At 54.0% G+C, this 21,635-nt stretch carries 20 protein-coding genes; 2 read left to right on the top strand and 18 right to left on the bottom strand.

Annotated elements, in window-relative coordinates:
- Positions 1-9: 9 nt before the first annotated feature.
- The 5 genes from cheZ to ACMGGR_RS07910 all read right to left on the bottom strand — a co-directional run bounded on the left by cheZ (position 10) and on the right by ACMGGR_RS07910 (position 5,018).
- Positions 10-651, bottom strand: coding sequence for a protein phosphatase CheZ (gene cheZ, locus ACMGGR_RS07930; protein WP_246757581.1), 642 nt, complete (start codon positions 649-651; stop codon positions 10-12).
- A gap of 9 nt (positions 652-660) precedes the next feature.
- Positions 661-1,050 carry a chemotaxis response regulator CheY gene (gene cheY / locus ACMGGR_RS07925; protein WP_034935773.1) on the bottom strand — a complete coding sequence of 130 codons (390 nt, stop codon included), beginning with the start codon at positions 1,048-1,050 and terminating at the stop codon, positions 661-663.
- A gap of 41 nt (positions 1,051-1,091) precedes the next feature.
- Positions 1,092-2,141 carry a protein-glutamate methylesterase/protein-glutamine glutaminase gene (locus ACMGGR_RS07920; RefSeq protein ID WP_246757582.1) on the bottom strand — a complete coding sequence of 350 codons (1,050 nt, stop codon included), beginning with the start codon at positions 2,139-2,141 and terminating at the stop codon, positions 1,092-1,094.
- Entirely contained in the window at positions 2,141-3,013 is an 873-nt protein-coding gene (cheR, locus tag ACMGGR_RS07915) for a protein-glutamate O-methyltransferase CheR (protein WP_246757583.1), read from the bottom strand. Before cheR ends, ACMGGR_RS07920 begins: the two co-directional genes overlap by 1 nt.
- Before the next feature lie 349 nt (positions 3,014-3,362).
- Positions 3,363-5,018 (bottom strand): methyl-accepting chemotaxis protein, encoded by a 1,656-nt coding sequence (locus ACMGGR_RS07910; protein WP_414148591.1) that lies wholly within the window; start codon positions 5,016-5,018, stop codon positions 3,363-3,365.
- A gap of 258 nt (positions 5,019-5,276) precedes the next feature.
- Between ACMGGR_RS07910 and pdxH the strand changes: the two genes are divergently transcribed.
- Positions 5,277-5,861 carry a pyridoxamine 5'-phosphate oxidase gene (gene pdxH, locus ACMGGR_RS07905; protein ID WP_414148590.1) on the top strand — a complete coding sequence of 195 codons (585 nt, stop codon included), beginning with the start codon at positions 5,277-5,279 and terminating at the stop codon, positions 5,859-5,861.
- A 144-nt stretch (positions 5,862-6,005) separates the two neighbouring features.
- Here pdxH and ACMGGR_RS07900 read toward each other — a convergent pair whose 3' ends face one another.
- From ACMGGR_RS07900 to ACMGGR_RS07840, 13 genes are all read right to left on the bottom strand, one after another.
- A complete protein-coding gene (locus ACMGGR_RS07900; protein ID WP_246757586.1) occupies positions 6,006-7,664 on the bottom strand; it encodes a methyl-accepting chemotaxis protein in 1,659 nt (552 codons plus the stop codon).
- A 209-nt stretch (positions 7,665-7,873) separates the two neighbouring features.
- The gene (gene cheW / locus ACMGGR_RS07895) at positions 7,874-8,371 is read right to left on the bottom strand and encodes a chemotaxis protein CheW (protein WP_246757587.1); all 498 of its coding nucleotides are present in this window, start codon (positions 8,369-8,371) and stop codon (positions 7,874-7,876) included.
- A gap of 23 nt (positions 8,372-8,394) precedes the next feature.
- Positions 8,395-10,395, bottom strand: a complete 2,001-nt coding sequence (cheA, locus tag ACMGGR_RS07890) for a chemotaxis protein CheA (RefSeq protein WP_414148928.1) — start codon at positions 10,393-10,395, stop codon at positions 8,395-8,397.
- A 10-nt stretch (positions 10,396-10,405) separates the two neighbouring features.
- Positions 10,406-11,443 carry a flagellar motor protein MotB gene (gene motB / locus ACMGGR_RS07885; RefSeq protein ID WP_246757588.1) on the bottom strand — a complete coding sequence of 346 codons (1,038 nt, stop codon included), beginning with the start codon at positions 11,441-11,443 and terminating at the stop codon, positions 10,406-10,408.
- Positions 11,440-12,318 (bottom strand): flagellar motor stator protein MotA, encoded by an 879-nt coding sequence (gene motA / locus ACMGGR_RS07880; protein WP_246757589.1) that lies wholly within the window; start codon positions 12,316-12,318, stop codon positions 11,440-11,442. The genes motB and motA overlap by 4 nt, the downstream gene beginning before the upstream one ends.
- A gap of 126 nt (positions 12,319-12,444) precedes the next feature.
- Positions 12,445-13,023: a flagellar transcriptional regulator FlhC gene (gene flhC / locus ACMGGR_RS07875; RefSeq protein ID WP_246757590.1), complete on the bottom strand. Its 579-nt coding sequence runs from the start codon at positions 13,021-13,023 to the stop codon at positions 12,445-12,447.
- Complete coding sequence (flhD, locus tag ACMGGR_RS07870) at positions 13,023-13,376, bottom strand: flagellar transcriptional regulator FlhD (RefSeq protein WP_246757591.1); 354 nt, start codon at positions 13,374-13,376, stop codon at positions 13,023-13,025. The genes flhC and flhD overlap by 1 nt, the downstream gene beginning before the upstream one ends.
- A 927-nt stretch (positions 13,377-14,303) precedes the next feature.
- Positions 14,304-15,728: an alpha,alpha-trehalose-phosphate synthase gene (gene otsA / locus ACMGGR_RS07865; RefSeq protein WP_246757592.1), complete on the bottom strand. Its 1,425-nt coding sequence runs from the start codon at positions 15,726-15,728 to the stop codon at positions 14,304-14,306.
- Positions 15,729-15,740: 12 nt separating this feature from the next.
- Complete coding sequence (otsB, locus tag ACMGGR_RS07860) at positions 15,741-16,499, bottom strand: trehalose-phosphatase (protein WP_246757593.1); 759 nt, start codon at positions 16,497-16,499, stop codon at positions 15,741-15,743.
- A 440-nt stretch (positions 16,500-16,939) separates the two neighbouring features.
- Positions 16,940-18,112 (bottom strand): HD-GYP domain-containing protein, encoded by a 1,173-nt coding sequence (locus ACMGGR_RS07855; protein WP_414148589.1) that lies wholly within the window; start codon positions 18,110-18,112, stop codon positions 16,940-16,942.
- Between the two features lie 259 nt (positions 18,113-18,371).
- On the bottom strand, positions 18,372-18,620 hold the full coding sequence (locus tag ACMGGR_RS07850) for a hypothetical protein (protein WP_246757595.1): 249 nt from the start codon (positions 18,618-18,620) through the stop codon (positions 18,372-18,374).
- A 136-nt stretch (positions 18,621-18,756) separates the two neighbouring features.
- Entirely contained in the window at positions 18,757-18,999 is a 243-nt protein-coding gene (ycgZ, locus tag ACMGGR_RS07845) for a regulatory protein YcgZ (protein ID WP_246757596.1), read from the bottom strand.
- A 293-nt stretch (positions 19,000-19,292) separates the two neighbouring features.
- Positions 19,293-20,207 (bottom strand): manganese catalase family protein, encoded by a 915-nt coding sequence (locus ACMGGR_RS07840; RefSeq protein WP_246757597.1) that lies wholly within the window; start codon positions 20,205-20,207, stop codon positions 19,293-19,295.
- A 338-nt stretch (positions 20,208-20,545) separates the two neighbouring features.
- Here ACMGGR_RS07840 and ACMGGR_RS07835 point away from each other — a divergent pair, with 338 nt between their 5' ends.
- Positions 20,546-21,628, top strand: a complete 1,083-nt coding sequence (locus tag ACMGGR_RS07835) for an aldo/keto reductase (RefSeq protein ID WP_414148588.1) — start codon at positions 20,546-20,548, stop codon at positions 21,626-21,628.
- The last annotated feature ends 7 nt before the right edge of the window (positions 21,629-21,635 follow it).

The raw sequence follows: 21,635 nt of genomic DNA, 5'->3' as shown, positions 1-21,635 counted from the left end.
GTGAAAAAACTAGAACCCGAGGCTGTCGAGCAGGTCGTCGACCTGATCCTGGTTCGCCACCACGCCGGGCGCTTCACCATTGATCTGCGGACCATTTTTCAGACTGTCGGCGTCTTTCTTCGGACGCACAGGCTGTTCCGGCATATTTTCCAGCAGCACCATCAACAGCTGGCGCTCAATCTCCTGGATAACGTTCATCATGCGCTTGATAACCTGACCGGTCAGGTCCTGGAAATCCTGCGCCATCATGATTTCCATCAGCTGAGCATTGGTGAAGCCCGTATGCTGTGGCACCGATTCCAGATAACCACGGGTATCCGAAACCAGCGAGCGGGCGTCTGCCAGTTCGATAGGATTCTCAAACCACTCATCCCAACGGCCTTTCAGCGCTTTAGCTCCATTCTCCATCTCTGTCTGGTGTGGCTGTGCAGCCTCCACGCAGTTCAGCGCGCGTTCGGCCGCCTGAGCGGTCATTTGCACTACGTAGTCCAGGCGATCGCGGGCGTCGGGAATGGCTTCCGCCGCTTCAGCAATGGCCTGATCCAGTCCCAGCTCACGCAGGCTGTCGCGCAACATCCGCGTCAGCGAACCGATTCGGGAGATAATGTCGTGCGCGGACGCATCGGCATTTGGTTTCGGAAGTTCGCTCATCTCGGCTCCTTACATACCCAGCTTTTCGAAGATCTTGCCTAACTTCTCTTCAAGTGTTGCTGCGGTAAAAGGTTTAACGACATAGCCACTGGCACCCGCCTGAGCAGCCGCAATAATGTTCTCTTTTTTGGCTTCGGCCGTGACCATCAGCACCGGCAGTTTGCCGAGCGTGCCGTCTGCACGGATGGTTTGCAGCAGCTGCAAGCCGTCCATGTTTGGCATGTTCCAGTCTGAAATCACGAAGTCGAAGCCGCCAGCGCGCAGTTTAGCCAGGGCGTCAACGCCGTCTTCTGCTTCTTCAACGTTATTGAAGCCGAGCTCTTTCAGCAGGTTACGGACGATACGACGCATCGTGTTGAAGTCGTCGACGACCAGAAACCGCATATTTTTGTCAGCCATAATTACTCCTGTTTGTGTAGCCCCGCGGGACGGGCGCTGCGTTAGATACGTAATGCCTGTCCGGCGCTAATTTTTGCCAGCATGTGCTGGCTGATTTGGTGGAGATCCACCACTTCACTGGCGCCCCCGAGCGCTATCGCCTCGCGGGGCATACCAAATACGACACAGCTCGCTTCGTTCTGGGCAATGGTCCAGGCACCGGCTTTGTTCATGGTCAACAGACCGGCGGCCCCATCGTTACCCATTCCGGTCAGAATGACGCCTACGGCGTTACGACCGGCATGTTGCGCAACTGATTTAAATAACACGTCTACCGAAGGTTTATGACGATTGACCGGTGGGCCATCGTGCAGTTTCACCTGATAGTTTGCGCCGCTGCGCGCCAGCTCCATGTGCATCGCGCCCGGCGCGATATAAGCATGGCCCGGCAGCACGCGCTCGCCGTCTTCCGCTTCTTTTACCGTGATCTGACACAGCTTGTTCAGACGCTCGGCGAAAGAGCGGGTAAAACCTGGCGGCATATGCTGCGTAATCATCAGCGCCGGACTGGTGGCCGGCAGCGGTTCAAGCACATGCCTGATCGCTTCCGTTCCGCCCGTTGAAGCGCCGATAGCGATAAGCTTTTCGCTACTCAGCATCGGCCCGGCTTTCAGCATGACCGGCGTCGGTGCCGCACGGCGTACATGCAGTTTCGCTCTGGAAGCGGCGCGCACCTTGTCGGCAATCATCTGGCTGTAGGCCAGCATGCCTTCGCGGATACCCAGCGAGGGTTTGGTCACAAAGTCCACCGCACCCAGCTCCAGCGCGCGCAGCGTCACTTCAGAGCCTTTGCCGGTCAGCGAAGAAACCATCACCACCGGCATCGGCCGCAGGCGCATCAGCTTTTCCAGAAAATCCAGTCCGTCCATGCGCGGCATTTCGACATCCAGCGTCAGTACGTCAGGATTAAATTCTTTGATTAAATCACGTGCCACCAGCGGATCGGGCGCTGTCGCCACCATCTCCATGTCTGAATGACCATTGATGATTTCCGTCATCAGCTGACGCATCAGCGATGAGTCATCAACACATAACACTTTGATTTTGCCCATTATCTTTCCTTAGTCAGCCCGTAAACCGTCTGGCCTCGCAGGTAAAACTCTTTGCTGATCTGGCTGAAGTTTTCAGAATGACCGGCAAACAGGATGCCGCCAGGTTTCAGCATGGGTACAAAACGCCGCAGGATCTTTTCCTGCGTTTCTTTATCGAAATAGATCATCACGTTGCGGCAGAAGATCGCATCGAACGGTCCCGGCACGGCCCACTCATTGCCCAGCAGGTTGAGCTGGGAAAAGGTGATGGTGTTAGCCAGCTCAGGACGCACGCGCACCATGCCGGCGTGTGGGCCAGTCCCGCGAAAGAAGAAGCGCTGTAGCTGCTGTGGAGACAGCGTACGCAGCTCTTCCTGGCGGTAGACGCCCGACATCGCTTTTTCCAGTACCTGGGTATCGATATCGGTCGCGTGAACCTGGAATTTGCCAGGGCCCGCGCCTAACGTCTCGGCCAGCGTCATGGCGATAGAGTAAGGCTCTTCACCGGTTGACGCCGCTGCACACCAGACGCTAAAGCTGCCACCGCGACGTTTGGCGTGGTCGGCCAGAATCGGAAAGTGGTGCGCTTCACGGAAAAACGCCGTCAGGTTAGTGGTCAGCGAGTTAATAAAAGCCTGCCACTCTGCACTGCCGGAGTCGCTCTCCAGCAGCGCCAGATAGCGACCAAAATCGTCGATACCTAACGTTCTCAAGCGGCGTACCAGACGGTTGTAAACCATCTCGCGCTTGTGGTCGGCCAGAACGATGCCAGCCCGCTGATAAATCAACTGACTGATACGCTTAAAGTGCGTATCGGATAACGGCAGGCGCTGCACCATTTGTGACAGCATCGTTGCGTTTTCCGGCGGTGCTAACAACGTCGATTTTTTCATCCAGATCCACCCTGCAAGGTACAGATTAAGGGGTTAAGTCATTATTTTTCCCTGTGGCCTGCGCGGTCGTTAAGGTAAAAACCTCTTATCCGGGCGGCCCGAGCGTGCCTGGGGCTGCTGCCGCTTCCACTACCAGCGCGGCGTTCTGTTATGTGTTTTACGCTGTCTGAGGGCGCTAACCCGGCGATTCATTCAGATTGCTTCTCTGATTATCGGCAGCAGTTCGAACTTCCTGAGCTAAAATTGCGTTAATACGCTGTTTTTTACTGCCCGCGACATAAAAACACCCTCTCACGCGTAAGATGCTTTAATGTCGCGCCGTCATCGTCAGACGACGGCGCGTGATTACTTAGAACGTTTCCCAGTTATCGTTAGAAACTGCGGCAGCCTGCGCCTTCTTCGGCGTGCTTACCGGCAGCGGCTTGCTGACGGCCTGAGCGATGCTCTCTTTACGAATGCGGAACACGGCGACGGCCTGGTTGAGTCGGCTGGCCTGCGCTTCCAGCGCCGCAGCGGCAGCGGCAGATTCCTCTACCAGCGAGGAGTTCTGCTGCGTTACGCGGTCCATCTCGGTGACCGCGATGCCAATCTGGTCAATACCGCGGCTCTGTTCACCAGAAGCCGAGGCGATTTCGCCCATGATGTCGGTCACGCGCGTTACCGCATTGACGATATCCGCCATCGTTTCACCGGCGCTTTCTACCTGCTGCGATCCGGTATCGACACGCGCCACGGAATCTTCAATCAGACTCTTAATTTCTTTGGCCGCCTGGGCACTACGCTGCGCCAGGTTGCGTACTTCACCGGCAACCACGGCAAAGCCACGGCCCTGCTCGCCCGCACGCGCTGCTTCCACCGCGGCGTTCAGCGCCAGGATATTGGTCTGGAAAGCGATGCCGTCGATCACGCTGGTGATATCAGCGATTTTCTTCGAGCTGCCCGCGATGTCGCTCATGGTTTTCACCACGCCATCCACCACCTTGCCGCCTTTCTGCGCGGTTTCCGACGCGCTCAGCGCCAGCTGCGAAGCCTGACGGGCGTTTTCGGCGTTCTGCTTCACCGTAGCGGTCAGCTGTTCCATACTGGCAGCCGTTTCTTCCAGCGAGGCGGCCTGCTCTTCGGTACGAGCAGAGAGGTCGTTATTGCCTGCGGAGATTTCAGTGGCGCCGGTAAAGATAGCGTCAGAACCGTCACGCACATCGCTGACCGTACGCACCAGCGACTGCTGCATGTCGCGCAGGCTTTGCGCCAGCTGCGTCATTTCGCTACGGCCTTCCACCTCGATAGTCTGCGTCAGGTCACCGCTGGCGATATGGCGAATATGATCGATGTTTGCGTTCAGCGGCAGCAGCAGCAGTTTACGGATGCCGCTCCAGGCCAGGGCGATAACCGCAGCGGAAACCAGCAGCACGCCCAGCAACAGCCAGATGGTCTGATGGTAAGCATCAGTGTTAGCCTGAACCCCTTTTGCGGTCAGACCGTTAACCACGTCCTGCCAGTGGTTGTAAGCCTGTTGAAACTGCTCCTGATAGCTCTGCGTCGGCTGGGCAACAAAATCGTTGAAACGGCCGGTCTGCATCATTACTACCAGGTCTGCCAGCGCATCATGGAACTGTTTGTATTGCGCCTGCAGTGCCTGGACGTCTTCTGCCTTTTTTCCGTCTTCGCTCAGCGTGGCGTTAAACGTCGCCATTCCTTTATCAGCCGCAGCCAGATCTGCCTGCGCCTGCGTCATCAGATCGCTGGCAGTCGCGCCCAGACCTGTTTTGTTAACGTCCAGCAGATAGCGAATACCGGCGCGGTTCAGCGTGTTGCGCGCCTGGACCAGCGAAACCCATGCCGTGCCCATTGCCTGCTGCAGGACGCGCATTTGCTGGTTGAACTCAAAATTTTCCTTGTCATTCTGTACGGTTTTAAAAAACAGACCGCCAGTTCCCAACTGCAGTACAGCAAACAACACCAGCACGCTAACCAGGCCGGTCACCACTTTTATACTCTTGAACATAACTACCTCAGTAGGGGGGCTATTTGGTTTAGTTATCGGCAAGGGCCAGGGGAACTTTATGCAGGCACAGCACGGATTATGCGTGATTCGGCCAGGTGCGAAATCTGCCATTACAGCGCCACCAAAAGGGACGAATCGTTGCTGTGCGTTACACTGTCTTAATGATGAATAATGCTTTGTAGAAGCCCCCGGAAATTTACTGATGCATCGCCGGGCCAGCCAAAAATTCATTCGCTTATTGTTCAGGGAGTAGCAACCATGTCAGACGATCCGCTTGCTAAATTTCATACCTGGTGGGACGAGGTAAAACGCGATGCGGCACTGAAGCATCCCGGCGCAGTATGTGTTTCCACCGTCTCTGCGGATGGTGAACCCAGCGCACGCTTTGTCGATCTGAAGTCTGCCGATGACCAGGGCTTTACTTTCTGTACGTGGTTTGATTCGCGTAAAGGTAAAGAGATAGCGCAAAACCCTAACGTCGCCCTTACCTTCTGGTGGGAAGCAAAAGGCTATCAGGTGCGCGTTGAAGGTGTGGCACAGCGGGCCTGCGAGCAACAGTCGGAAAGCTGGTGGTCTACGCGCTCGCGCGACGCGCAGCTGACCACGCTTTGTTTTCAGCAGAGCCAGCCATTAAGCGGTGAAGTCGAGCTGGCGAAAAAGCTCCGGCAGGCCAAAGAAGAAACCGCAGGCCAGCCGATCGAAAAGCCTGAACGCTGGGGCGGCGTGCAGGTTATCCCCCGAACGATTGAATTTCTGACCTTCCGCGACAACCGCCTGCATCTGCGAGAGCTTTATACGAGGACAGAAGATCGGCGCTGGGAAAAGCAGCTGCTCCAGCCTTGAGGCTTTTCTCCGATTGCCGCGCGTTTCGTTGCCAGAAGCATAAAAAAAGCCCGGTCAGAACCGCCCTTTATCTGGGTCGGCGCTGTACCGGGCTTATGCAGCAGGTCTTAAAAAACCCGCTTTTAATCCTTTACTGGTTCGTTATTAAAACGTTTCCCAGTTACCTTCGTCAGTGGCCGCAGCAGCTTTACGCGGCGCGGATTTAACGGTACGGGCAACTGGCGCGGCGGCGCGACTACCCTGGTCTTTGCGTACGCGGAATACGGCAACCGCCTGAGTCAGACGGCTGGCCTGATCTTCCAGCGTAGCCGCAGCGGTAGCGGATTCTTCCACCAGCGTGGCGTTCTGCTGCGTCACACGGTCCATCTCGGTAACCGCGATGCCAATCTGGTCAATACCGCGGCTCTGTTCATCAGAAGCGGAGGAGATTTCGCCCATGATGTCGGTCACGCGTGTTACCGCATTGACGATATCCGCCATCGTTTCACCGGCGCTTTCTACCTGCTGCGATCCGGTATCGACACGCGCTACTGAATCTTCGATCAGGCTCTTAATTTCTTTAGCCGCCTGGGCACTACGCTGCGCCAGGTTGCGCACTTCGCCAGCAACCACGGCAAAGCCACGGCCCTGCTCGCCCGCACGCGCTGCTTCCACCGCGGCGTTCAGCGCCAGGATATTGGTCTGGAAAGCGATGCCGTCGATCACGCTGGTAATATCAGCGATTTTCTTCGAGCTGCCCGCGATGTCGCTCATGGTTTTCACCACGCCATCCACTACCTTGCCGCCTTTCTGCGCGGTTTCTGACGCGCTCAGCGCCAGCTGTGAAGCCTGACGGGCGTTTTCGGCGTTCTGCTTCACCGTAGCGGTCAGCTGTTCCATACTGGCAGCCGTTTCTTCCAGCGAAGCAGCCTGCTCTTCGGTACGGGAAGAAAGATTGGTGTTACCCGCAGCAATTTCCGTAGCGCCCGTATAGATAGCGTCAGAACCATCACGCACATCGCTGACCGTCCGCACCAGCGCCTGCTGCATGTCGCGCAGGCTGGTTGCCAGCTGCGCCATTTCGTTACGGCCTTCAACCTGGATCTCGTGCGTCAGGTCGCCGCTGGCGATATGGCTGATATGTTCAATGTTTTCCTGCAGTGGTTTAATCAGCACGGTACGCAGACCAATCCAGCACAGTGAAATCAGTGCGATAACCAGCACCATCACGGCACCAATCACCCACAGCATTTTGGCGTAGGCGCTTTCGTTATCTACCGCACCCTGCGCGGTCAGCACGTTCTGTGCGGCACGCCAGGTAGTGTAAGCATCCTGCATATCGTTTTGCTTCTGCTCAATGTTCAGTTTGAACATTTCAGTAAGCTGTCTGTTTTCCATCAGCGTCAGCATCTGGCCCAGCGTTTTAGAATAGCTGTCGTAATTCTTTTCCAGCTGTGCAATAACGGCCGCATCCATCCCTTTGGTATTAGGGATTGACTGGTAGCGCGCATAGGATTTATCCGCGCTGGCCAGCAGGCTTTTGCCCTGATTGCTAATATCCGTCAGCGAAGCGCTGTTGATATTATTTGCCGTGTCGCTCTGTATACGCAGCATGCCGCGGTTAATAGCAATACGAGTCTGGTTTAGCGATACCCATGCATCGGTAAAAGCCGCCACGTTCTCGCTGGAGTTTTGTGCAATAGAAAAATTGGTTTTATCATTGGTCAGCGCGTGAATAAATAATCCGCCCGCCAGCAGCTGAAGTGTGCCGAATACCAGCAGCACTAACAGCAGGCTGGTAACGACCTTGATGCGTTTAAACATAGGATACCCCTGGTAGAAGAAATTGAATCAACGTTTAATTTATCGGCGTTAATTTTTAGAACTTTATGCAGGCAGCAAACAGATTTACTAAAGTGATACTTTAATAAGTAAATTAATTTTTTAGCCTGGTTAACGGATTTAAGATATAAAAAACACCCCGGCAGTTTCCTGCTCACAGGGTGTTCTTATTCTTTATTTAAAGCTAAGCGTTATGCGCTGCGCAGCGTATCCATCAGCGCCATCTCGTCGCTGTTAAGCAGCTTCTCGATATCGACCAGAATAAGCATGCGCTCGCCCAGCGCGCCCAGACCGGTTAAATATTCGGTAGACATCGTTACCGCAAATTCCGGTGAAGGACGGATCTGATCGGTGGTCAGTGACAGGACGTCGGAAACGCCGTCAACAACAATTCCCACTACGCGCAGTTCAAGATTTAAAACAATAACCACGGTGTTTTCGTTATATTCCACGTCCGGCTGTGCGAATTTAACGCGCAGGTCGATGATGGGTACAATAACACCGCGCAGGTTAGTCACGCCTTTAATAAAGGCTGGCGTATTGGCGATACGGGTTACCTGATCGTAACCACGGATCTCCTGCACTTTCAAAATATCAATACCGTATTCTTCGTCACCCAGTGTAAACACCAGGAACTCCTGACCAACGGTTTCGCCAGCGAGTTTAGTGACAGTTGCCATTCCAGTCATAGTTTTACCCTTATCGGTTAAAGTCAGGCTGCGGCTCCCGCCACACGCTTTTCACGGTTGAGAGACTGCAGAGCCGACACGTCGACGATCAGCGCTACGCTACCATCACCGAGGATAGTTGCCGCCGAAATGCCCGGTACTTTGCGATAGTTACTTTCAAGGTTTTTGACCACCACCTGGTGCTGGCCAATCAGTTGGTCTACCAGCAGCGCGTAGCGTTTGCCTGCGCTTTGCAGGATCACCACGATGCCCTGCGTTGCTTCGGTTTTCGCGCCATGCACGTCAAAGACGTTCCACAGCTCAACCAGCGGCAGGTACTCGCCACGCACTTCCAGCACGCGCTCGCCACCGGCCAGCGGATGCAGGTCGCCAGCCAGAGGCTGCAGCGATTCCATTACCGCATTCAGCGGCAGAATAAAGACTTCGTCCGCGACGCGAACGGACATGCCGTCCAGAATAGCCAGCGTCAGCGGCAGCAGGATACGAATAGTGGTGCCCTTGCCCTGCTTAGAAGCGATTTCCACGTGGCCGCCCATCTCCTGGATGTTACGTTTCACCACGTCCATGCCTACGCCGCGACCGGAAACGTCGGTAACCTGTTCAGCCGTTGAGAAGCCAGGCGCGAAGATCAGCATGCCGACTTCCTCATCGCTCATGCCGTCATGCACCGGCAGGCCGGAAGAAAGCGCTTTCGCGAGGATACGTTCGCGGTTCAGGCCGGCACCGTCGTCGACCACTTCAATACAGATGTTGCCGCCCTGATGTTCCGCAGAAAGCGTCAGGTTACCCGTACCGGATTTGCCGGCAGCCACGCGTTTTTCAGGCGATTCGATACCGTGGTCCAGGCTGTTACGCACCAGATGGGTTAACGGATCGATAATGCGTTCGATCAGGCTCTTATCCAGTTCGGTGGAGCTACCCAGCAGCGTCAGCTCAACTTCTTTGCCCAGCTTGCTGGCAAGGTCGCGAACCAGACGCGGGAAGCGGCTGAAAACGTATTCCATCGGCATCATACGGATGGACATCACCGATTCCTGCAGGTCGCGGGCGTTGCGTTCCAGCTGGCCCATGCTGTTCAGCAGGTCACCGTGCGCAACCGGATCCAGCTCGTTGGAGCGCTGCGCCAGCATCGACTGGGTAATCACCAGCTCGCCGACCAGGTTGATCAGCTGATCGACCTTTTCTACCGCCACGCGGATACTGGTGGATTCGCTGGCCTTTGCCGCTGCCGGTTTCTTGGCGCTTTGCTTTGCCGCAGGCGCAGCTTCGGCAACCGCTGCCGCAGCAGGCTGTGCCGCCGGAGCCGGGGCTTCTTCCACTACGGTCAGCACTGGCGCTTCCGCCACGGCTACCGGTGCAGAAGCGGCATCCAGGAATTTGATTTGCGATTCTTCAATCACAAAACAGAGCACCGCCACGATATCATCCTGGCCGACCGAAGAATCCAGCGTCACCTCTACCGACGTTTCACCTTTGGTCACGTCAGAAAGCGTCCCCAGATTGCCCAGCTCTTCCAGCATCAGCGGAATTTCTGACGGCTTCAGGTTAACCAGCGCCAGGCGCAGGCCAGCAGCTGGCGCAGCGGCGGCTGGCGTCGAGGCTGCGGCTGGTGCAGCGGCTACGGGCGCGCTTTCGCCTTTGGCTTCCAGGGCCAGCTGACGCAGTGCCTGACAGATATAGGCGAAAGTAGCCGCATCCGGCTCCGTCGCGGTTTTATAGGCATCCAGCTGTTCCTGCATAATATCTTTGGTTTCCAAAAACAGGTTGATGATAGGCGTGCTCAGCTGCATTTCGCCGCGACGCGCGCCGTCAAGAATGTTTTCCAGGATGTGCGTGGTTTCCTGCAGAACAGTAAACCCAAAAGTCCCCGCTCCGCCTTTAATGGAGTGGGCCGCACGGAAGATAGCGTTAAGCTGTTCCGCATCCGGTTCCTGTGGATCTAAGCCCAACAGGTGTTGTTCCATGTCGGCCAACAGTTCGTCGGCCTCATCGAAAAACGTTTGATAAAAATCGCTGATATCCATGCTCACGGTATCACCTCTGCTGTGAGTTGCGATCGGTCTGGGCCGCTGGCGCAGGCGATGCTGGTGTTAAAGTTGGTGCTGCCTGTCCACCTACCGGCTCAGCCTGTGAGGGTTGAGGGTCTGGTTTTTTCGCCGCGTCGCCCGGTACGGACGGCGCCACTATTTTCGGTAAACTTGCTACGTCGTTATCGTTGACCTGTACCGCGTCGCTTTCAGAGTTCTCTTTCTCAATCTGCGCTTCGGTATCATGGTTCAACACCAGCAGGCTGATTCGACGGTTAACAGCATCGTCGCCGCCGCGGTTTTTTAACTTCATGGTGTCCGCCATGCCGACCACGCGCAGCATCTTGCTGCTGTCCAGGCCGCCGACAACCAGCTCCCGGCGGGAAGCATTGGCGCGGTCCGCCGACAGTTCCCAGTTGCTGTAGCCGCGCTGGCCGTTGGCGTACTGAATATCATCCGTATGGCCTGACAAACTGATCCTGTTCGGGATATCGTTCAGAATCGGCGCAATGGCGCGTAAAATGTCACGCATATAAGGTTCAACATCTGCGCTACCGGTTTTGAACATCGGCCGGTTCTGACTATCGATAATCTGAATGCGCAAACCTTCTTCTACCATGTTGATAATCAGATGCGGACGCAGCGCCTTCAGTCGCGGATCGGCTTCAATCAGCTGATCCAGCTTTTCGCGCAGGCGGTTTAAGCGGATTTCATCCAGCTTGCGTTTTTCCGCATCGATATCAGGGATCTTGTGCACTTCGCCTTTCTTCTGTGACGGATCCATCCCGCCGCCAGGGATCACGCTGGTGCTTTCACTGCTTTTGGTGCCGCCGGTAATCGCTACACGCAGCGGCGTTTTAAAGTAATCGGCAATGCCGGCCAGTTCCTGAGGCTTGGCAATCGCAATCAGCCACATCACCATAAAAAAAGCCATCATCGCGGTCATAAAGTCGGCGTAGGCAATCTTCCATGAGCCATGGCTGCCCCCGTGACCGTGCTGCTTTTTCTTTTTGACGACTACAATGGGGTGACTGTCGTGTTTCATGCATCCTGTCCTTTCGCTGGCGCTTTAGCGTTGCGGACATGCTCTTCCAGTTCGGTAAACGACGGACGCTCGGTGGAGTAAAGCGTTTTACGGCCAAACTCGACGGCGATCTGCGGCGCATAGCCGTTCAGGCTGGAAAGCAGCGTCACTTTGATGCACTGCATCATCTTGGTGACTTCGGCACATTTCTGATGCAGAACGCCAGCCAGCGGTGAAATAAAGCCATATGCCAGCAGGATACCCAGGAAGGTTCCCACCATCGCATGGGCAATCAGCTCACCCAGCTCGGCTGGCGGGCGGTCGGCAGAAGCCAGCGTGTGTACCACGCCCATGACCGCCGCAACGATACCGAAAGCGGGTAAAGAGTCGCCTACAGCACCGATGGCCGTTGCCGGCACGCCGCACTCGTGCTCGTAGGTTTCAATCTCTTCATCCATCAGGGCTTCGATTTCAAACGCGTTCATATTGCCGCTCACCATCAGTCGTAAATAATCAGTGATAAAGTCCACCAATCTTTTATCGGCAAGGATGCGCGGGTAATTAGCAAAAATTTCACTTTCCTTCGGACTTTCAATATCCCCTTCCAGCGAGAGCATGCCCTGCTGGCGCGATTTGGCCATCAGGCGATAAAGTAACGCCATCAGATCCATATAAATCGCTTTATTATATTTTGAGCCTTTCATTAACAGCGGCATCGCTTTCAGCGTGGCTTTAATTGCTTTGCCGCTATTTCCCACAATAAACGCACCAATGCCTGCGCCGCCGATAATTAACAGTTCAGAAGGTTGGTAAAGCGCGCCAAGATGGCCGCCGACCATTGCGTAGCCGCCCAACACTGAACCGAGAACCAGGATATACCCCAATATAACTAACACAATAAATCCTTACGTCTGGCGACGTGTGGGTTGAAGATGAACCGGAATAAGGCAGGTTGTTGCAACACGCGGGCAAAAAAAAGCAGCGGTATTAACCGCTGCTGGATTCACTCCACGTGGTGAACATTAAACGGCAAGTTTTACCTGTTCATCCAGCAGTTGTGAAATATTATCGGCAGGATCTGCGATAAGTTTACGTCTTTTTACCGCACGTGATGGCGGCTGGCACAGGCTGCAGACAAAGCTGCCAACAGGCTGGTGCGCGTGGTTAATAAAGCTACCGCCGCAGCATTTACAGTCGGAAAGCTCCAGCATTCCGCTCTCAACAAACCGGACTAAGGTCCAGGCGCGGGTCAGCGCCAACAGCGGGCCTTCGTCCTGTTGCGGGCATTGCTCCAGGTAGAGACGGTAAGCTTTAATTACCGCATCTACGCCGCTGCTCAAACCGCTTTTGAGTAAGAACTGCCATGCGTTACAGAACATAGAAGAATGAATATTCTGTTCCCATGTCATAAACCAGTCGGTAGAAAAAGGCAGCATGCCTTTTGGCGGTGGGCTGCCGCGCAGTTCTTTATATAATTTAATTAAGCGGCCGCGGCTCAGCTGCGTTTCGCTTTCTAACATTTGCAGGCGAGCGCCCAGCGTAATTAATTCAATAGCCAGCTGAATATCACGTGCTTCCTGAACAATACTTTTTTCGCTCATTAACTCGCCCTCTTTTTCGGCATGTCGTCATTTTTTGCAGAAGCATTACGTAATAAACGGCTGGACAACAGAATGCCGGTGTGGATTTGCTGCAAATCGTCCACGCGAGATTCCTGAGTTAAGCGATTAATCGTGGCATGGTCAGTAAAACGGAACTGACAAACCAGCTGATTAGTCTCGGCCAGTTTTACCATTTCTGGCAACGTCAGCTGAGCAAGCGCATCGGCCATTGGCTCGTCGATGCCCAGACGAAACATAGCGGAGGCTTTTTCCTGATTAATAAGGCGTTGAGCAAGCAACAAGTAGGACAAGTTGATATCGTAAATATGTTTTAGTAATTCTGATGTACCCATTTTTTTTCCATCCCGACTGACACGACTTAAACGTTGGCGGATTGCGCCGCTACCTTTGTTGCTGCTGGTAAATCTTCTTATGGCAAAAAATTAAGTGGCAGAAGCCAAACGTTCGCGAAGCTTCAGTCGGTCCTAAAAAAACACGCTGAAGAAAGTAGTCATTAACTCATTTTGCCAGCTACAGCTCCCTTGTTTTCGTCCTTTTTCCTGACGCATTCCCTGCTCAATCTTGCCCTTGATTAGGACTATTCCGAAAACAAGGCAACTTTATATGCTCTAATTTCCGGATACAACGGAGGCCACCATAAATTTTAGATAAAGTGTGACGTAGATCACACTTTTGGGGGTATTTTAACTAAAATATCCTTCAGAAATGCTGTTGATTAGTTCACTAACTAAGCACTTTCGGCCCTTTTTGTTAAATTTTAACGTTACGGGATCATTTACCAACGAAAATGGTTTCTTTTAGGTCGATTGAATAACTACATAGTGTGTTTTTGCATCTTGTTAGCTATTTATATCGCTTAAAGACAATTAAATGGCGTTAAAAACCAAAAAAGCCATGTTAATGGCGTGTAAAACGTAATCACCGAAGGTGACTATCTGCGGCGGGAAGGAATGTCTGAATGTGACCATATGCAGGTTTATAGCAAGAAGTGTTTGGCTAGTGTAAGCCGCGCGGGGCTTGTGTTTGGCGCATGCCAGGAGATGTAACTAATGATTACATAAGGAATGTGAATGTTTGAGCAGAAATTTTAACCTTGCTACCTTAGTATCGGCATCATCGCTGATTTCTTTAGACAAAAGTCTTAATTTTTCTGTTTTTCCTTTTTTTTGGCCCTTTTGTGGGTAATTTGTGCACAGGTTTTTCTTCAACGGGCAAAAAAAGGGGCGATCTGCGATCGCCCCTGAATTTAATGGCATGACTTATGCTAGGCGGGGAAAGGTGGCGACTTTATTCGCCCCTCCCTGTGCCTCATTGCGTACCGGCAATGCCTTTAAATCTTTCAGATAAGACTGACGCCAGTGGGTGATATCGTTTTTGCGTAGCACCGCCATCATGTCGTTATAGCGCGAAATACGCTCGTTCAGCGGCATGGTCAGCGCCTGGTTAAGCGCGGCGGCCACTTCGTCCCGGTCATAAGGGTTAACAATCAGCGCGGAGGTCAGCTCGTTGGCAGCGCCTGCAAAGCGCGACAGCACCAGCACGCCCGGATCTTCCGGATTCTGTGCGGCAACGTACTCTTTCGCGACCAGGTTCATCCCGTCACGCAGCGGCGTCACCAGACCGATATCGGTCAGGCGGAAGATTTTCATCAGCAGGCGGCGGTCGAAGTGCTGGTTCAGGTAATAGAGCGGCGTCCAGCCCAGCGTGCCGTATTTGCCGTTAATGCGCCCTGCCTCCGTCTCCAGCTGGTGACGGATATCCTGATAAGCCTGCACGTCACCCCTTGAGGTTGGCGCAATCTGCGAATAGCGGATTTTACCGTGATGCTGCGGATAGTTCTCCAGCAGCGCTTCATAAGCAAGGAAACGCTCCGGCAGGCCTTTTGAATAGTCCAGACGCTCACAGGCGATAATGTTCTTCGCATCGCCCAGATCGCGCTTCATCGCGGCCATTTTCGGCGGCAGTGGCCCTTCGGCCATCTCTTTGATGCTGTCTGGCTCGATACCGATCGGATAAACCTCGGTGGCAAACTGGTTGCCAAAGGCGACATGGGTTTTGCCGCTGCTTTGTACCTGGGTCAACAGCGATAAGCACTCCAGGAAAGCCGTACGGTCACTTTCCGTCTGGAAGCCGAGCAGATCGTAATCGCACATCATTTCCAGCAGTTCGTTATGCGGCGGCAGTGCGTTGAAGATTTCCGGCGTCGGGAAAGGGATATGCAGGAAGAAACCGATACGATTTTTTACGCCCAGCTTGCGCAGCGCGGCGGCAAACGGCAGCAGGTGGTAATCGTGGATCCACAAAATATCGTCGGGCTCGATTAACGGCAGCAGGCGTTCCGCCAGCTTGGTATTCACGTTGCAGTAACCTTCCCAGGCATCACGCTGGAAATTCACTAAATCGAGGCGGTAATGGAAGGCTGGCCAGACTACTGCATTAGAGAACTGCAGATAGTAGAGGTCATAATCGTTCTGGTTCATACCGAAAGAGGCGTAGGTGATATTGTCTTTCTCAAACAGATCCAGCTCGTCTTTTTCGGTGTCATTGATCTCGCCATTCCAGCCAAACCACATGCCTCCGGTCGTTTTTAGCGCGTCTACGATGCCGACGGTCAGGCCGCCTGCGCTGGCTTTGGAACCGTCTGGTACAGCGATGCGGTTAGATACGACTACTAAGCGACTCATAACCTTGACTCCTTAATGACTTATCGTCTCTTCTAATAATGTTTTTTCAAGCCAGTGATAAACGCTGGCGACATCCGGCAGACGATAGCCTGCTGACGTGCTGCCTTCACCGATCTTGATTGTTATGCCGTCCAGGGCATTGACCGCGTCAAAACCTGCTTCGTCGGTCAAATCGTCACCTAAAAATACCGGCGTTCTGCCAGCGAACGGGGCCTGCTGCATAAAAGCAGAGATAGCTGCCCCTTTATTGACGCCTTGCGGTTTCAGTTCCACCACGCATTTGCCCGGCTGTAGCGTGAGCTGCGGGAAACGTTGGGTCATCTCTTCCGCCAGCGCCAGGATATCCTGCTGATAGTGCGGCGCGCGGCGATAGTGCAGCGCAAAAGCCATACCTTTGGTTTCCAGCTGCGTGTCCGGCATTTTCGCTACGGCATCGCTTAATAAAGAAGAGAGCGAAGCGGCAACGTCGTCCGGCAGGGAGAGGCGTTCGATATGGCCGCTGGCGTCACGGCGTTCTGCACCATGTACGCCAGCAAGAGGAAAACGCAGCGGCGCGACCAGCGCGTCCAGTTCGCTGACCGGACGGCCAGAAACCAGCGCCAGTGCGCCATCGCTCTGTTTAGCCAGTCGCGAAAGCGAAGCTTTAACGCTGTCGGGAATAAAAACTTCTTCCGGGCGTGACTGAATGGCAGCCAGCGTCCCGTCTACATCAAAGAAAAAAGCGTAACGGCCATCTGGTGACAGTGGCGGTAGTGATTCCAGCGTGTTCACAACTCTTCCTCCTGATTATGTGTGCCACGGCGATACGTCAATCGGCCTCTGGCTGACTGACGCTGGCGGGAGCAGACGACCTGTCTGCAATGCCCACAACGCACGAGGAAAAAAATTTTTAGCGGATGCGGCACCAGGCCGGAGTGAGAAAGAGGATGCGTTAGAGAGGGTTGTCGCTGCTGATTCCTTCTGCATTTTTTCTGCACGCCACGTGCAGTCAATCTCACCTCATTGCCACATACGTAACAATTGTCAGCATTCAGTATAGACGCTGATAACGGCTCTGCCAGACGTCATGGCGGCGCGGAGCCGTTCATTGCGCCTGTAGCGTGGCAAATAAGTGGGTAAAAAGCGCCAGGAGTAATACGAAATTGTGAAAATTTTGGAAAAAACAGGAAATATAGAGTTGAAATGTTAAAGGCGGAGAGATCCGCCAGGCGTCAGATAACGGGCGACATCCACAGCGCGGTCAGGTTGTAGTGGCTCCAGGTGTCCGCTTCTTCCGGTCCGATAATACTGTCCCAGCAGTAGCGGTCAGCCAGGTCGATCACTTCCGGGCGCAGCATCTGGTTAGCCGAAAGCGAATAGAAGACGCATACCTTGGGTAGCAGCAACGAGCTGGCACCCGGCTCAACCACTACCGCGACGCGCTTGGAAGCGAGACGGACAATTGAACCCAGCGGATAGATGCCCACAGCTTTCACAAAAGCATAAAAGATTTTGCGATCGAAATGCCCTTCCCAGCTTGCCATCTGGTGCATGGCGCTGGCCGGGTTCCAGCCCGCTTTATAGGGCCGGTTTGAGGTTACGGCGTCATAAACGTCGCAAATGGCTGCCATGCGCGCCAGCTGCGAAATCTCCTGCCCTTTCAGGCCGTGTGGATAGCCGCTGCCGTTGATTTTCTCATGGTGATGCAGCGCAACGTCCAGCACGGCATCTTCGCCACCGCTGCGACGCAGCAGGTCTTCACCCATCACCGGATGCTGTTTCATAATGTCGAACTCTTCGTTCGTAAGCTTGCCGGGTTTGTTGAGGATCTCCAGCGAAATCCCGGCTTTGCCCACGTCGTGCAGCAGCCCGGCCGTACCGGCCAGACGCGTCTGTTCATCATCAAGATTAAGCTGACGGGCGAGCGAGACCATCAGCGCGCAGACCGCCACGGAGTGAAGATAGGTATAGTCATCGTGCGTTTTCAGCCTGACCACGCTTAGCAGCGCGGCGGGATGCCGGTTGAGCGAATCGCCTATCTCATCCACCAGCGGCAGCGTACTGCCGGTATCAATGGTGCGGCCCAGCCTGGCATCGCTGAACATGCTCATCACCTGGCCCTTTGCGTGCAGGCAAATAGCCTGTGCCTGGGCGATTTCTTCATGGATGCCCGACACCTGCGGTAAAATTTGCTGCTCGTAAATCGCGTCCTGCTGGTCCGGCCCGCGGCCTTTCGTCAGATCGATCCAGACTTCTTTGATGCCGCTTTCCGCGATAACCTCTATCTGCTGCTGTGTAGCCAGCAACATATGGTTGCGCACAAGGGGATGCTTCAGCCAGAACACTTCCAGCTTGTGCACATACATGCCAATACGTAATTCGTTGGTCTGAATTCTTATTATCATTCCGCCTCTCCTGACCTCCTGCCTTTTCCTCCATTCAGCACAAGTATCGGCGCCGGTGAAAAAACCTTCAGCTATTGCGGTCAGTAATTTTTCTTTTTACGGATTATTTACATTCTGGCTGAAACGGGCCGTCCTGCCTAAAAGGGTAAGCCACTTTTCAGCTTTTGGGAGAGGAATAACAACCTTAACGAGGCCGGAGATGCCTCTTTTATATTTGCATGAAGGAGTTACAAACGCGGATAACGCAAAAAGAAAAAAACTAATGGAAGACGTTATCGTCGTCGGCGCGGCGCGTCATTCTGTCGCCTTCAGCCATCTGCGCGGTACGAATTTCCCGGATAGCGGCAAGGCAGGCTTTACGACGCGCTTCATCAGGATCTTTTGCCGCCAGCAGGCGGAGTTCCTGAATAAGGGAAGCGGGATTAAGGGGACGCTGCTGTTCAAGAATGGCGAGGGTCGCCTCTCCCAGCATGATTTCTCTTAGTTTCTCGGAATGGTGATTGTCCATAGAGGCTTCTCTGGCTTGATGTTACATGCCGTGTGGATCGTTTTTCCGCATCGGCCAGGGCAAGAATGCCTTAACCGACGCGGAAAGAAAAGACAGGCCGGACGAACAGCGGGCATAACAAAAGGTGACTAAATACTCAGATTTCACGACCAAACAGCATAGCGATAAGTTCGTGATGATGCTTTTCAAGATCGGCCTGCTGACTGTCTGCCAGACGGCTTAACAGCTTTGCACAGATGGACTGGCGGTTTACCGTCATGCCACATTTCAGAATCTCCATCACTACCTGGCCCAGCGTTTCCTGATGAGAAGGCACAGCATCAGCGCTAAAATACAGGCTCATCTCCGCTGTTTGTGAGTTAAAACTGTCCTGACGCATAATGGATCCTCTTAAGCAGGTGAAAAAGTGCCCTAAGGGGTGACGTAATCGACCCTGTACAGCTTTCAAAGTAATGTACAGTATCTTAAATTTCTGCGAGGCGTTTTTTTTGCAAAAAATGCTGTTTTGCGACAGTTTATGGCGTAGATGGTCACACTTCATTCAAAAGTGTTCAATTATTCCTTAATGATGTTAGCGCATTAGCGCAAAAATGCCGCTGGCGGTAACAAATTAAGAAAAGTTGTACAACTTTGAGAATAGCAGGCAAAACGGACGTTTCGCCTGCCGGGGGATTATTTTTTAGGAATGTTAACGGCGGATTTGCCTGTTGCTTCGTTTTCAATCGGCGCTACTGAACCAAGGTCGGTGCCGGTTACCGGGTTGACGGAAGGATCGGAAGCGGTACGCGTTGCCAGGTTATCCAGATCGGCTTTCTGATCGACCGGCAGGCCCAGACTCGCCATCCCGTCGCCACCATCTACCGCAGGCTGCGGGTTGGCTACATAGGTGAAGTTTTCGTCCGAGTTCCAGCTGCCGCGCAGATCGCCGCCTTCGGACATGTTGTAGTAAACGTTAGCGTACTGCTCAACCGGCGGCAGTTTGCCCGCAGGGAAGTTATTACGGATAGAGTAAAGCGCTTTTTCAAAGGAGATCTGGTGCGCGACTTCACGCGTCATCAGGAAGCCCAGCGCATCTTTTACGCCCGGATCGTCCGTGACGTTAATCAGGCGCTCGTACAGGATTTTTGCGCGTGCTTCAGCAGCAATATTGGAGCGCAGGTCGGCGGTAGGTTCACCGATGGTATCAATATAGGCTGCCGTCCACGGCACGCCGCCGGAGTTAGTCAGCGCCGGGCCACCGCCGTACAGAATCGACGTCAGATGGCTGTCGTTGCCGTTACCGGTGATAGAGCGGTACAGCTCGCCCTCTTCTTCCGTGCCTTCCGCCAGCTTGCCTTTGGCGCCTTTATTCAGCATGCCCACCAGCGAGCCGATGATCTCCAGATGGCTCAGCTCCTCGGTGGCGATATCCATCAGCATATCGCGACGTCCAGCATCCTCGTCGGCCAGACCCTGGGTAAAGTAGCGGCAGGCGGCGGCCAGCTCGCCCTGTGGTCCGCCAAACTGTTCCAGCAGAAGATTGGCCAGGCCTGGATTCGGCTCGGCTACGCGAACAGTGTATTGCAGTTGTTTTACGTGTTTGAACATAGCTCACTCCAGTATAAACAGGCTTACGGTTCTGCTCTGTGGCAGGTTGTCCGGTATTCTCTAACCTGAACTGTTGCGGCAACGTACTTTACGCAGGCTAAAAGCAACATTCAGGTTTAGAAAACCCACATCAAGCGTAGTGCATATTCAGGGAGTCGCTAGCCGCAGGCCGCTATCTTTCTGCTCGCCAGGACCATTTTATTCTGTTACCCGCGCGCGGAAATATTTTGAAAACTTATTGAATCACATAACAATTTGTACGAAATGTTTCTGAATGGCGGAGAGCGGCCGATCGTGGTCTATGCTTGCCCTCAGGTTTTAACAATGAGGAGAAAGCAATGAAGTACAGAAAGCTGGGCCATTCGGGCCTGATGATTTCTGAGCTGACGCTCGGTACGTTAACCTTTAACGGCAAGGCCGGTTTTGAAAAAACCGGTAATGTAGATGCTAAACAGGCGCGTCGCTTCCTGGAAATCGCGCTGGAACAAGGCGTCAATACGGTGGATACCGCCGACCTTTACTCGCAGGGTGGCGCGGAAGAGACGCTGGGCGAAGCGCTGGCCGACTACCGCGATCGATTTATTCTGGCCACCAAAGCCCGCAGCCCGATGAGCGCCGATCCCAACGACAGCGGCGCAACGCGTTTTCACCTGATTAAGTCCTGCGAAAACAGCCTCAGACGTTTAAAGACCGATCATATCGATCTCTACCAGATCCATAACTGGGATGGCGTCACGCCGGTGGAAGAGACGCTGCGCGCGCTGGAAGACCTGGTGACCAGCGGCAAGATTCGCTACTTCGGCACCTCTAACTATACCGCCTGGCAGATGATGAAAACGCTGGGCTATGCCCAGGCAAACCATATCCTTAAGCCGGTAAGCCAGCAGATTTACTACACGCCGGAATCGCGCGAGGCGGAGTTTGAACTGCTGCCGATGGCGCTCGATCAGGATATTGGCACTTTTATCTGGGGGCCGATGGGCGAAGGTTTACTGACCGGCACCGTGCAGCGCAATACCAAAACGCCGCCGACTTCGCGCCAGGGCAACGGCTGGCCGGAACCCTACGTACACGATATGGAACACGCCTATAACGTTATCGACGTGCTGACCGAGATAGGCAAAGAGCATAACGTTTCGACCGCGCGAGTCTGCCTTGCGTGGCTGTTGACGCGGCCTGGCATTACCTCGCTGATTGTCGGCAACCGTAGCGAAGCGCACCTGAAAGATAACCTGGCCGCAGCGGAACTGAAGCTGAGCGAAGCGCAGATTAAACGCATCGAGCAGGTAACGCGTCCGGCTCCGCGCTATCCTTACTGGCACCGCTTTACCAGCGGCATGGACCGGCTGGATCCGTCAGAAAAAGTCTTTCTGGACGAATATAAGCAAACGCTGGACGAGCGCAGAGACTTGCAGAAATAACCATCTG

Origin of the sequence: Erwinia sp. BNK-24-b (assembly GCF_047456155.1) — a bacterium.
Lineage (GTDB): Bacteria > Pseudomonadota > Gammaproteobacteria > Enterobacterales > Enterobacteriaceae > Erwinia > Erwinia phyllosphaerae.
Note: the sequence above shows the minus strand (reverse complement) of the source record. Positions and strands in the feature narration are given on the sequence as shown.

Excerpts from the sequence above, each read along its gene's own strand:
- ACMGGR_RS07840 (WP_246757597.1), bottom strand. The coding sequence starts at position 20,207 with ATGTTCAAACACGTAAAACAACTGCAATACACTGTTCGCGTAGCCGAG.
- flhC (WP_246757590.1), bottom strand. The coding sequence starts at position 13,023 with ATGAGCGAAAAAAGTATTGTTCAGGAAGCACGTGATATTCAGCTGGCT.
- ACMGGR_RS07920 (WP_246757582.1), bottom strand. The coding sequence starts at position 2,141 with ATGGGCAAAATCAAAGTGTTATGTGTTGATGACTCATCGCTGATGCGT.
- cheY (WP_034935773.1), bottom strand. The coding sequence starts at position 1,050 with ATGGCTGACAAAAATATGCGGTTTCTGGTCGTCGACGACTTCAACACG.
- ACMGGR_RS07835 (WP_414148588.1), top strand. The coding sequence starts at position 20,546 with ATGAAGTACAGAAAGCTGGGCCATTCGGGCCTGATGATTTCTGAGCTG.
- ACMGGR_RS07910 (WP_414148591.1), bottom strand. The coding sequence starts at position 5,018 with ATGTTCAAGAGTATAAAAGTGGTGACCGGCCTGGTTAGCGTGCTGGTG.
- otsA (WP_246757592.1), bottom strand. The coding sequence starts at position 15,728 with ATGAGTCGCTTAGTAGTCGTATCTAACCGCATCGCTGTACCAGACGGT.
- ACMGGR_RS07850 (WP_246757595.1), bottom strand. The coding sequence starts at position 18,620 with ATGGACAATCACCATTCCGAGAAACTAAGAGAAATCATGCTGGGAGAG.
- cheZ (WP_246757581.1), bottom strand. The coding sequence starts at position 651 with ATGAGCGAACTTCCGAAACCAAATGCCGATGCGTCCGCGCACGACATT.
- pdxH (WP_414148590.1), top strand. The coding sequence starts at position 5,277 with ATGTCAGACGATCCGCTTGCTAAATTTCATACCTGGTGGGACGAGGTA.
- cheW (WP_246757587.1), bottom strand. The coding sequence starts at position 8,371 with ATGACTGGAATGGCAACTGTCACTAAACTCGCTGGCGAAACCGTTGGT.
- cheA (WP_414148928.1), bottom strand. The coding sequence starts at position 10,395 with ATGGATATCAGCGATTTTTATCAAACGTTTTTCGATGAGGCCGACGAA.
- ACMGGR_RS07855 (WP_414148589.1), bottom strand. The coding sequence starts at position 18,112 with ATGATAATAAGAATTCAGACCAACGAATTACGTATTGGCATGTATGTG.
- flhD (WP_246757591.1), bottom strand. The coding sequence starts at position 13,376 with ATGGGTACATCAGAATTACTAAAACATATTTACGATATCAACTTGTCC.
- cheR (WP_246757583.1), bottom strand. The coding sequence starts at position 3,013 with ATGAAAAAATCGACGTTGTTAGCACCGCCGGAAAACGCAACGATGCTG.
- ACMGGR_RS07900 (WP_246757586.1), bottom strand. The coding sequence starts at position 7,664 with ATGTTTAAACGCATCAAGGTCGTTACCAGCCTGCTGTTAGTGCTGCTG.
- motB (WP_246757588.1), bottom strand. The coding sequence starts at position 11,443 with ATGAAACACGACAGTCACCCCATTGTAGTCGTCAAAAAGAAAAAGCAG.
- ycgZ (WP_246757596.1), bottom strand. The coding sequence starts at position 18,999 with ATGCGTCAGGACAGTTTTAACTCACAAACAGCGGAGATGAGCCTGTAT.